Annotated in this window: 10 protein-coding genes and 1 tRNA gene; 5 read left to right on the forward strand and 6 right to left on the reverse strand. The window is 67.5% G+C overall.

Annotated elements, in window-relative coordinates; all coding sequences use genetic code 11:
* Positions 1–36 precede the first annotated feature (36 nt).
* The gene (locus PPZ50_RS13575) at positions 37–2007 is read right to left on the reverse strand and encodes a putative bifunctional diguanylate cyclase/phosphodiesterase (RefSeq protein ID WP_272815324.1); all 1971 of its coding nucleotides are present in this window, start codon (positions 2005–2007) and stop codon (positions 37–39) included.
* 93 nt (positions 2008–2100) lie between these two features.
* On the opposite strand from PPZ50_RS13575, the gene moaA reads away from it, so the two are divergent.
* The 3 genes from moaA to PPZ50_RS13590 all read left to right on the forward strand — a co-directional run bounded on the left by moaA (position 2101) and on the right by PPZ50_RS13590 (position 4009).
* On the forward strand, positions 2101–3099 hold the full coding sequence (gene moaA / locus PPZ50_RS13580; RefSeq protein ID WP_066694484.1) for a GTP 3',8-cyclase MoaA: 999 nt from the start codon (positions 2101–2103) through the stop codon (positions 3097–3099).
* Positions 3096–3866, forward strand: a complete 771-nt coding sequence (locus PPZ50_RS13585) for an NAD kinase (protein WP_066694491.1) — start codon at positions 3096–3098, stop codon at positions 3864–3866. The genes moaA and PPZ50_RS13585 overlap by 4 nt, the downstream gene beginning before the upstream one ends.
* Positions 3867–3934: 68 nt before the next feature.
* A tRNA-Asn gene (locus PPZ50_RS13590) sits at positions 3935–4009 on the forward strand.
* Between the two features lie 49 nt (positions 4010–4058).
* On the opposite strand, the gene PPZ50_RS13595 is transcribed toward PPZ50_RS13590, so the two are convergent.
* Positions 4059–4475: a hypothetical protein gene (locus PPZ50_RS13595; protein WP_066689408.1), complete on the reverse strand. Its 417-nt coding sequence runs from the start codon at positions 4473–4475 to the stop codon at positions 4059–4061.
* Between the two features lie 253 nt (positions 4476–4728).
* Between PPZ50_RS13595 and PPZ50_RS13600 the strand changes: the two genes are divergently transcribed.
* Positions 4729–5340, forward strand: a complete 612-nt coding sequence (locus PPZ50_RS13600; RefSeq protein WP_232307899.1) for a CC0125/CC1285 family lipoprotein — start codon at positions 4729–4731, stop codon at positions 5338–5340.
* A gap of 377 nt (positions 5341–5717) precedes the next feature.
* Here the strand turns inward: PPZ50_RS13600 and secA are convergent, their stop codons facing one another.
* The 3 genes from secA to PPZ50_RS18950 all read right to left on the reverse strand — a co-directional run bounded on the left by secA (position 5718) and on the right by PPZ50_RS18950 (position 9274).
* Positions 5718–8465, reverse strand: a complete 2748-nt coding sequence (secA, locus tag PPZ50_RS13605) for a preprotein translocase subunit SecA (protein ID WP_066689410.1) — start codon at positions 8463–8465, stop codon at positions 5718–5720.
* Positions 8466–8554: 89 nt separating this feature from the next.
* Positions 8555–8809, reverse strand: coding sequence for a hypothetical protein (locus PPZ50_RS13610; protein WP_157092695.1), 255 nt, complete (start codon positions 8807–8809; stop codon positions 8555–8557).
* Positions 8810–8905: 96 nt separating this feature from the next.
* Entirely contained in the window at positions 8906–9274 is a 369-nt protein-coding gene (locus tag PPZ50_RS18950) for an energy transducer TonB (RefSeq protein WP_084401412.1), read from the reverse strand.
* Positions 9275–9324: 50 nt separating this feature from the next.
* On the opposite strand from PPZ50_RS18950, the gene argJ reads away from it, so the two are divergent.
* The gene (gene argJ / locus PPZ50_RS13615; RefSeq protein WP_066689413.1) at positions 9325–10551 is read left to right on the forward strand and encodes a bifunctional glutamate N-acetyltransferase/amino-acid acetyltransferase ArgJ; all 1227 of its coding nucleotides are present in this window, start codon (positions 9325–9327) and stop codon (positions 10549–10551) included.
* A 301-nt stretch (positions 10552–10852) separates the two neighbouring features.
* On the opposite strand, the gene trxA is transcribed toward argJ, so the two are convergent.
* On the reverse strand, positions 10853–11176 hold the full coding sequence (gene trxA, locus PPZ50_RS13620; RefSeq protein WP_055760313.1) for a thioredoxin: 324 nt from the start codon (positions 11174–11176) through the stop codon (positions 10853–10855).
* Between the last annotated feature and the right edge of the window lie 14 nt (positions 11177–11190).

The raw sequence follows: 11190 nt of genomic DNA on the forward strand, positions 1-11190 counted from the left end.
TCCCCGCCTTCGCGGGGATGACGATACTTGCGCCCCCTACCCCAGCAACGCCGTGAGCGCCGGCACCGTCAGCGGTTCGGCGCACAGGAATCCCTGGTACAGCTGACACCCCTCGGTCGCCAGCGCGTCGCGTTGGTCGACCGTTTCGACCCCTTCGGCGATCACCGTCAGGTCGAGCGAGCGGGCCATGTCGATGACGCCGCGCACCACCACCCGGTCGCGGTGCGAGCCGACGATATCCTGCGTCAGCCGCCGGTCGAGCTTGAGATAGTCGAGCGGCAGCGCCTTGAGATAGGCGAGGCTGGAATAGCCGGTGCCGAAATCGTCGATCGCGACGCGGCAGCCGGCCGCGCGCAGCGTCGCGAGCAGCCCCGCCGCCTCGCCCAGTTCGGCGATCAGCCCGCTCTCGGTAATCTCCACGGTCAGCCGGTCGCGCGGAAAGCCGCTGTCGTCGGCGGCGGCGAGCAAGGTTTCGGCAAAGTCGGGCTGCGCGACATCCTCCGCCGTGACGTTGATCGACAGGCGCAGGCGCGAGAGCGGCGCGTCCCAGCCGGCGGCGATGCGCATCGCAAGATGCTGGACATGCGCCGACAACACCCCCGCCAGCCGGGCATGGGTCGCGGCGGCGAACAGCAGTTCGGCACCCAGTTCGCCGCGTTCGGGATGGTCCCAGCGTGCCAGCGCCTCGACCCCGACGATGCGGCCGGCGAGCAGGTCGACCTGCGGCTGGAAGCGGATCGCGATCTCCCCCCGGTCGATCGCGCGATGCACCTCGCCGGCAAGGACGTCGGCGCCGTCCGCGGCCAGCGGCCCCTGCGCATCATCGGCCCGCGCACCGGGCAGCTCGCCCTCGACCCGGCGGATCAGCTGGTCGCCGCTCTCGCCCGGCGCGGCCACGCCGCATGCCTGGCGCAGTCCCAGCGTCACCATGCCGCTGCCCGCGACGAACGGACGCGCCAGCGCCTGCCGCAGCGCCTCCTCCAGCCCTTCGTCATTGCCGTGCGGCAGCAGCACGCCGAATTCGGTCCCGCCCAGCCGGGCCAGCGCCGCGCGGGCGACGCCGGCATCGCGCACCGCCTGTTCGATGCGGCGTTCGACGGCACGCAACAGCGTGTCGCCGACCACCCGCCCCTGTTGCCGGTTGATCGGATCGATCCCGGCGATGGCGAGCACGCGGATGCCGGGGCGCTCACCCCCCTCGATCCGGCGGTCGAGCCAGCGCTGCGCCCCGGCATGGTCGCGCACCGACCCCAGCGCCTCGCGCACCACCGCGCCGATATCGCCGACGCGCGCCAATGGTTCGATCAGCGCGTGCAACCGCCCGCTATGCGCATCCCGCGCGACATGCTGCACCACCCGCCCCAGCCCCGGCAGGTCATGGGCGAAGGCGGTGGCGGGCAGGTTGTCGGTCAATCGCCGGATCGCCGCCAGCGCGATCCGCCGCCCGTCCGGCCCCAGCGCACGGAGCAGCGCGCGCGGGTCGCTCGATTCGGCAAAGCCGGTCGCCTCCGCCAGCGCGGGCGTCAGTTGCAGCGAGCCGCGTTCGGCATCGTGCCGCCAGCCAAGCGGCGCGCCCGCCCCGGCGGTCGGATCATGCCAGCCGCCGCCCATGCGGACGACATGGCGTTCGGCGGAGCGCACCGCCTGCAACAACACCTCGCTGCCGATCGGGCTGACCAGCAGATGCGTCGCGCCGGCGTCGTGCAGCGCGCCCAGCCGGTCGACATCGCCGCGCGACACCAGCACCAGCAGCGCGTCGCCATGGCCGGCGATGCGGGCGAGTTCGGCGGTGGCGGCGATTCCTTCGTCGATCGCGCCGCGCGCATCGACGATGGCGATGGCAGTCCCGCTGGCGGCAACGCGCTGACGTAGCCCGTCCGACCGGCGTGCGGCGACGACCCGCCAGCCGGCGCGCGAGAGGATCGCGGCGAGTTCGTCACGCTGTCGAGACGACAGCACGAACAGCGCGCGCTGCTGCGCCGCATCGTGGCCGGTCCATGCGGTCAAATCCCACCCATGGGCGCGGACAATATGGAGACATTGGGGCGGCGGCAATGGACACCTTGTATGGTCCGTTCGGGCACCTTAGCTTGGTCGGCAATGTCCTGCGCCCCCTCCCTGATCGACGCGCATGGCCGCACCATCCGCTATCTGCGCATATCGGTGACCGACCGGTGCGACCTGCGCTGCCGATACTGCATGGCGGAGGCGATGACCTTCCTGCCCCGTTCGAAGGTGCTGAGCCTGGAGGAGATCGCACTGATCGCCGAGCGGTTCGTGGCGCGCGGGATCGACAAGATCCGCCTGTCGGGTGGCGAGCCGCTGGTCCGGCGCGGTGTGACCGAACTGTGCCAGCGGCTCGGCCGGATGATCGGGGGCGGCCTGTCCGAACTGACCATGACGACCAACGCCACGCGGTTGCGCGAACATGCGCCGGCGCTGGCCGATGCCGGCATCCGGCGGATCAACGTCAGCCTCGATAGCCTCGACCCTGAAATCTTCCGCTATGTCACTCGCCACGGCGATGTCGCGCAGGTGCTGGACGGCATCGCCGCCGCACGCGACGCGGGCATGGCGATCAAGATCAACATGGTGGTCCTGAAAGGGCTGAACGAGGACCATGTCGGCGACATGCTCGACTGGTGCGGGCGTGAGGGGCACGACCTGTCGCTGATCGAGACGATGCCGCTGGGCGCGATCGACGAGGACCGCACCGACCGGTTCGTGCCGCTGACCCGCGTGTTCGACACGCTGTCGGACCGTTTCACCCTGACGCGCGACAGCCACCAGACCGGTGGGCCGGCACGCTATTGGCGGGTGGCCGAGCATGGCAACCGGCTGGGGCTGATCTCGCCGCTGACCGCCAATTTCTGCGCGGGATGCAACCGGGTGCGGCTGACGACCGAGGGCAAGCTGTACCTTTGCCTGGGCCATGACGACCATGTCGACCTGAAGGATGCGCTGCGCGAGGGCGGGATCGCGGCGGTCGATGCCGCGCTCGACGCCGCGCTGCCGCGCAAGCCGGCCGCGCACGACTTCCGCATCGAAACCGGGGCGGCGCCGGCCGTTGCCCGCCATATGAGTGTGACCGGCGGATGACGACGCGCCTTGCCTTGCTGGCCTCCCCCACGCCGCAGGCGCGCGCGGCCGAGGAGACGCTGCGCGCCCGCTATGATTGGGCGGGGGTCGAGGATGCCGATTTGATCGTGGCGCTGGGTGGCGACGGGTTCCTGCTGCAGGTGCTGCACATGCTGCTGGAGCGCCGCAATACCGTGCCGGTGTTCGGCATGAACCTCGGCACGGTCGGGTTCCTGATGAACGAATGGCGCATGGACGAGCTGGACCGGCGGCTGGGCCGGGCCAAGCCGTTCCGCGTATCCCCGCTGACCATGACCGCGACCACGATGGACGGCGAGGTGCGCGTCCTGCCGGCGATCAACGAAGTCTCGCTGCTGCGCGAGACGCGGCAGACCGCCAAGCTGGAAGTGTCGCTCAACGACCGGGTGGTGATGCCCGAGCTGGTGTGCGACGGCATCCTGGCGGCCACGCCCGCCGGGTCGACCGCCTACAACCTGTCCGCGAACGGCCCGATCCTGCCGATGGGGTCCGGCATGCTGGCGCTGACGCCGATCAGCCCGTTCCGCCCGCGGCGCTGGCGGGGCGCGATCCTGCCCGACAAGGCGCGCATCACGCTGCGCGTATTGGAGCCCGACAAGCGCCCGGTATCGGCGGTTGCCGACCAGCGCGAGGTGCGCGACGTGGCGCAGGTCGATGTCGCGGTCGACCGGGTGCGCGACCTGACGCTGCTGTTCGATCCCGAACATGCGCTCGACGACCGCATCACGATGGAGCAGTTCGCCGGCTGACGCGCAAAAAGTGAAATTAGGCGTTGCAAAGCCCGAATCCGCTGCTAAAGACGCGGCCTCGCAGTTGTTCCCTGATAGCTCAGCGGTAGAGCTCTCGACTGTTAATCGAGCGGCCGTAGGTTCGAATCCTACTCAGGGAGCCAGCGACACCCCCGGAAATTGTTGGATTTTCCCTTCCGGGGGCGGGCCCGTTTACGGCCGTCGCGGCATCGCGCTGCTTTGCGGGCGACAGCCGAATGCCTGGAACATATCGGCCAGATCGTCCCGTCGCGGGGTAGCGCGCAACAGCTCGCCTTCGATCACCGCACAGCGCCGGTCATTATCCCGCGCCATCGTTCGCGCCGCGAAGAACAGCTGCCCGGCGAACAGCACCGTCATCGCCGCCGTCCCGAAAAACGCGCCGCGCGCCACCTGTCGCACCACCGCGCTATGCGCCCGGTGCGAACGCTCCAGCGTCAGGATGACCAGAAAGGCGCAGACGCCGCAGCGGGCGAGCGCGACGGCATCGGCATAGCGGATCAGCGGCGCGCTGAACCACGCCAGCGCGAGCAACCCGATGCCATAGCCCCAATAGATGCGTCCGATATCGTCGTTCGTGCTATCGGCCATTCCTGCCCCCGCATCGCGTCCCGAAGGCAGCGTATCGACAACCACCCGCGAACGCGACCCCAGCCCAGCCTCGTCTTGTGGCGGCGGCAGCCCGCCCTGTATGCAATGCGAACAGGTCATCGTTCAGCCGCCGCTAATCTCAACTCGTGCACGGTCCGTCGGTCCGTCCCACGGACCCGAACCGGCGACCGTTCGTTGAAATGGCAGGAAGACACGCCATCGGTCGGGAACCATGGCGGCATTGGAGAAACTGATGTTGCTGCACCCTATGTCCCGTGCCCGCCTTCGCGCGATCGGCGCCACCTTGGTCGGGGCGCTCGCGCTCGCGGCCTGCGCCACGCCTACCCCCTATCAGCCCGCGTCGGGTTCGGGCTTCTATCGCAATGGCTATAGCGACCAGCAGATCGAGCCGAACCGCTACCAGGTCAGCTTTTCGGGCAACAGCCTGACGTCGCGCGAGACGGTCGAGCGGTATCTGCTGTACCGCGCCGCGCAGCTGACGCTGGAGCGCGGCTATGACTATTTCATCATGGCCGATCGCGACACCAATCTGCGTAGCCGGACCTATTCGACGCCGGGTGTCGGTGGCTTCGGCGGATGGGGTGCGGGCTTTGGCTGGGGCGGCTGGGGCCCGGCATGGCGCTATCGCAGTCCGGCGTTCGGCTGGCGTACCTGGGACCCGTTCTGGGGCGATCCGTTCTTCGACCGCTCGGTCGATATCCGCACCGTCGACAAGTATGAGGCGATGGCGGAAATCGTGCTGGGTCGCGGTCCGAAGCCCGCCAACAATGTCCGCGCCTTCGACGCCCGCGCGGTGTTGCAGAGCCTGGGGCCGAGCGTGATGGAGCCGGAACCGCGCCGGTAACGTAAGCTACCGGCTGAATGCGGAAAGGCCGCCGTTCCTGATGGGGAGCGGCGGCCTTTTTCGTTGTGCCCGTATCATGTCGCTCCAACTCAAGCTGGGGACAGTTGCGATACTAGCGGCGCCACCAGCCGTCATCGTCACCCCGGACTTGATCCGGGGTCCCGCTTCTTTGCCGGCGTGGAAGAAAAAGAAGCGGGACCCCGGGTCAAGCCCGGGGTGACCGGGGGGAGCGTTGGGTCACCAACAGACGACCGGGACTTCGCCTAGCTGACAAACGTATCCCCGCGCAGGCGGGGATCCAGAGCCGCAAGCGCCATCGCCCGTAACCCTGGATCCCCGCCTGCGCGGGGATACGTCTTTCGCGGTCGAGGTAGTGGTTACGCCACCAGCGCGCCGTGGCAGTGCTTGTACTTGCGGCCCGACCCGCACGGGCACGGCGCGTTGCGGCTGACCCGGCCTTCCCAGCTGGCGGGATCGTCGCCCAGATCCTCGTCGGGCTGCGGTGCGGCCATCTGCAGCATCGGCACGCGGGTGGTGATGAGGCCCGGCGTGCCCTCCCCGCCCCAGCTGTCGTCCTCGCCGGTCAGCGGGTCGATGTGCATCGTCAGGAAATCGGGCAGCTCGGGCAGTTCGGGCGGAACCTGGAAATTGAAGTTGGCGTGGGCCATCGTGCGGGTCACGTCCTCGCGGATGCTGCCGAGCATCCGTTCGAACAGCGCGAACGCCTCCTGCTTATATTCGTTGATCGGCGTCTTCTGGGCATAGGCGCGCAGGTGGATGACAGCACGCAGCGCGTCGAGCATCGCCAGATGCTCCTTCCAATGATGGTCGAGCGTCTGGAGCAGGATCGACTTTTCGATCTGCGTCCAGCTTTCCGGGTCCAGTTCGGCCGACTTGGCCTCAACCAGCGCATCGGCTTCGGCGCGGATGCGCTCTTCGAGGGTTTCGGCGTCCAGCCCGTCCTCGTTCGCGATCCATTCCGCGACCGGCGCGTCGACGCCCAGCAGCTCCTGCGCCTGTTCGCGCAGCCCCTCGACATTCCACTGTTCGGGATAGCTGTCGGGCGGCACCGCGTCGCCGACGATGGTGTTGACGACCGCGTGGCGCATGTCGACCACGACATCGCCCACTGCATCGGCGTCCATGATGTCGGCGCGCTGTTCGTAGATGACCTTGCGCTGGTCGTTCATCACGTCGTCATATTCGACGACCTGCTTGCGCACGTCATAGTTGCGCGCCTCGACCTTCTTCTGCGCGGTTTCGATCGCGCGGCTCAGCCACTTGCTGCCGATCGCCTCGCCATCCTCGATATTGTTGCGCATCATCTTGGCGAACAGCGTGTCCGGTCCGAAGATGCGCAACAGGTCGTCGTCGAGGCAGAGATAGAAGCGCGACAGGCCCGGATCGCCCTGACGCCCCGAACGGCCGCGCAGCTGGTTGTCGATGCGGCGGCTTTCATGGCGTTCGGTGCCGAGCACGAACAGGCCGCCGGCGTCCAAGACCTTCTGCTTTTCCTCGACGATCTCCGCCCGGATGCGCGCGGCGGCGGCGTCATATTCGCTCGTCCCCTCGACCAGGTCCGGATGTTCGTCGAGCATCCGGAATTCGAGGTTGCCGCCCAGCTGAATGTCGGTGCCGCGACCGGCCATGTTGGTGGCGATCGTGACCGCGCCCAGCCGCCCCGCCTGCGCCACGATATGCGCTTCGGATTCATGATAGCGGGCGTTCAGGACCTTGTGATCGACGCCTTCCTGGGTGAGGAATTCGGACAGCAGTTCCGACTTCTCGATCGAGACCGTGCCGACCAGCACCGGTTGCCCCTGCGACGCATGTTCGCGGATCTTCTTCGCAATGGCGCGGAACTTGTCGTCCAGCGTCTTGTAGAATTCGTCCTCTTCGTCGACGCGGCGCACCGGCACGTTGGTCGGGATCGACACGACGTTCATCTTGTAGATGTCGAAGAATTCCGGCGCCTCGGTCGCGGCCGTGCCGGTCATGCCCGACAGCTTCGGATACATGCGGAAATAATTCTGGAAGGTGATCGAGGCGAGCGTCTGGTTCTCCGGCTCGATCGTCACGCCTTCCTTGGCTTCGGCGGCCTGGTGCAGGCCGTCCGACCAGCGGCGGCCGTCCATCATGCGGCCGGTGAATTCGTCGATGATGACGACCTTGCCGTCCTTCACGATGTAGTCGGTGTCGCGCTTGAACATCACGTTCGCGCGCAGCGCCTGGTTCACGTGATGCACGACCTGCGTATTCTCAAAGTCGTAGAGGTTAGCGCCGACCAGCAGGCCGGCATCCTCCAGCATCCGTTCGACCTTTTCGGTGCCGTCCTCGGTCAGGACGATCGACTTCTGCTTCTCGTCCTTCTCGTAATCGTCCGGCGACAGGCGCTTCACGATCTCGTCGACCGAACGGTACAGGTCCGACTTGTCGTCGGTCGGGCCGGAGATGATGAGCGGGGTGCGGGCTTCGTCGATCAGGATCGAGTCGACTTCATCGACGATCGCGAAGTTGAACGGCCGCTGCGTCATCGACGCGCGGTCGAACTTCATATTGTCGCGCAGATAGTCGAAGCCGAATTCGTTGTTGGTGCCATAGGTGATGTCGGCGGCATAGGCTTCGCGCCGCTGGTGATCGGCGATGTTCGGCACGATCACGCCGGTGGTGAGGCCGAGGAAGCCGTACACCTGCCCCATCTGTGCCGCGTCGCGCCGCGCCAGATAGTCGTTGACGGTGACGACATGGACGCCTTCGCCCGGCAGCGCGTTCAGATAGCAGGCGAGCGTCGCGACCAGCGTCTTGCCCTCACCGGTGCGCATCTCGGCGATCTCGCCCCGGTGCAGCACGATGCCGCCGACCATCTGCACGTCGAAATGGCGCATGCCGAGCACGCGGCGCGCGGCTTCGCGAACGGTCGCGAAGGCTTCGGGCAGCAGCGAGTCGAGCTTGGCGCCGTTCGCCAGTTGCTCGCGGAACTTCGGGGTCTGCGCGGCCAGTTCCGCGTCGGACATGGCGGTCAACGTGGGTTCGAAGCCGTTGATCTTGTCGACGATCGACCCGAGCGACTTGACGTAACGGTCGTTGGACGACCCGAACAGCGATTTGGCGAGGCCACCGAACATGGGCGAATTTCCTTGAAACTACGGGAAGCGCGCCGCGATGCGTTCGCCGGCTGCGCTGGAATAAGGGGTCGGACGGGCGCGGGTGCGCGCTATTCGTGGGTGCGCAGCGTGCGTGCGCGGACCGCGACATGGGGCGCGGGCGTCAGGAACAGCGGATGCGGATCGCGTACCAACGGCTGTAGCGGACGGGCGGTCGCGGCCGATCCGGCCTCCACCACGGCGACCGCGATCTGCCCGGCAACGGCCTGCGCCTGTGCGACCTGCCGCGCATTCGCGACTCCCACGCCGGGCAGCAGGCCGGTCAGGCCCGTCAGCAGCGCGGAGAGGAACAGCAGCAAACGCAAGCGATACGTCCAGACGGTTTGGTTTCGCGACAGGATGCCGGCCGCAGTCGCGCGAGACATAGGGAATGGGTGGCCCGGCGTCCAGACGCGGTCGATCTACTTGTCGGAAGAGCGGCCCGGCAATTTCCACCGCATCTCACGCTGCCAAACGCCCGCTACGGCCTTTCCATCCGCGTCACGCGCCGGCTTGAATCGCAACCGCGTCACCAGTCCGCGACAGGTCGCCTGATCCAACGAAGCGCCGGCCGACTCGAGGATACGGCACCCTTCAACCCTTCCCCGCCGGTCGACATCGATCGCGAACTTCACGACACCTTCTTCGCCCCGCCGAAGCGCCACCTCCGGATAATCGTCGCCGGTCAACCATGTGGCGGCACCGATCCTTTCGGGTGGTGTCTGTGCGCAAACCCCGCCACCCCAACAAAGCGTTGCAACCGCCGCGCCCATGCGTAGGAACCGTCGCATTGCCACCCCCTGCCCCGAACCCGGCGCAGGCTAGACCGGACCCTGCGACCATGTCGACTGCCACATCCCCGCTCGCCACGCCGTTTCCCGCGCTGCCGCCGATCGGAGGCGTGACGCTGCGCGTCGCGCGGGCGCGGTACAAGAATTGGGACCGGTGCGACCTGACCTTCGTGACGCTGGCCGAGGGGACGGCGGTCGCCGGCGTACTGACCAACAGCAAATGCCCCTCGCCCGAGGTGGAATGGTGCCGTCGCGCGCTGGTGCTGGGCCGGGCGCGGGCGCTGGTGGTCAATGCCGGCAACTCCAACGCCTTTACCGGCGACCGGGGCCGTGCCGCGGTCGAAGCGATCGCGGCGCGCACCGCGCAGGCGATGGCATGCCAGCCGTCCGACGTGTTCGTCGCCTCGACCGGCGTGATCGGCGTGCCGCTGCCGATCGACAAGGCAGAAGCGGGCCTCGACGCCGCGTTCGTCGCCGAATCCTGTGGCTGGGAAGCGGTGGCCGAGACGATCGGCACGACCGACACCTTTACCAAGGGTGCGTTCACCACCGCCAGGATCGGCGACCGGACGGTCAAGCTGTCGGGCGTGATCAAGGGGTCGGGCATGATCGCGCCGGACATGGCGACGATGCTCGGCTTCATCTTCACCGATGCGGCGGTCGATCCGGCGTTCCTGCAAAGCGCGCTGGAGGCGGCCAACCGCCAGACCTTTTCGTGCATCACGGTCGATGGCGATACCTCGACCAGCGACACCGTGTTGGCCTTTGCCACCGGGGCGGCGGGGAATGCGCCGATCGCGTCGTTCGATGATGACGGGGCCGATGCGTTCGCGGCGGCGCTGCATGACCTGTGCCGGCAACTGGCGCATCTGGTGGTACGCGACGGCGAAGGCGCGACCAAGTTCATCGCCATTACCGTCGAAGGGGCCGAGAGCGACGGCAGCGCGCACCGCATCGCGATGAGCATCGCCAATTCGCCCTTGGTGAAGACTGCCATCGCGGGCGAAGATGCGAATTGGGGCCGTGTCGTCATGGCGGTCGGCAAGGCGGGCGAACCGGCCGAGCGTGACAAGCTGTCGATCCGGTTCGGCACGACGCAGGTCGCCGAAGGCGGGCTGGCGGTAGCCGGTTACGACGAAGCGCCGGTAGCGGCGCATCTGAAGGGTCAGGAGGTCGAGATCGGCGTCGACCTGCATCTGGGTGAAGGCCGCGCGACGGTGTGGACCTGCGACCTGACGCACGGCTATATTTCGATCAACGCCGATTATCGGAGCTGAGGGGCGACGGAAGGCCGCTTTCGTCCCGTTGAACCTCGCGTCATCCCGGCGGAGGCCGGGATCTGTGGCGGATAGCGCGGGACAGGAGTCAGTCGATGCCTCAGCCTCCGCTGGGGCGACGGTTGTGGCAGGGATGCCTGGGGATGTTGACGCCCCGCACATAACCGTCACCCCGGACTTGATCCGGGGTCACGCTTCTTCTCACGGCTCAGTCGAGGAAGAAGAAGCGGGAACCCGGGTCAAGCCCGGGGCGACGATAGGTATTCCGGTCAGCGGCGGCGATGGTCCGCCGCCGGCGGCATCAGCCCAGTTCACCCTCGAGCCACGCCTTCAGCTGGCTCTTCGGCCGCGCGCCGAGCAGGTCGGCGACCGGCTGGCCGTTCTTGAACAGCTTCAGCAGCGGGATCGACTGGACGCCCATCGACCCGGCGGTGTCGGGGTTGGCCATGATGTCGACCTTGGCGATCGTCACCTTGTCGCCCAGTTCGTCGGCGATTTCTTCCAGCGCCGGAGCGATCATCTTGCACGGGCCGCACCAGTCCGCCCAGAAATCGACCAGCACCGGCTTGTCGGATTGCAGCACGTCGGCGGAAAAGCTGGCGTCGGTAACGGTCTTGGTCGGCATGATAATCTCCTTCT

Origin of the sequence: Sphingomonas hankookensis (genome assembly GCF_028551275.1) — a bacterium.
Lineage (GTDB): Bacteria > Pseudomonadota > Alphaproteobacteria > Sphingomonadales > Sphingomonadaceae > Sphingomonas > Sphingomonas hankookensis_A.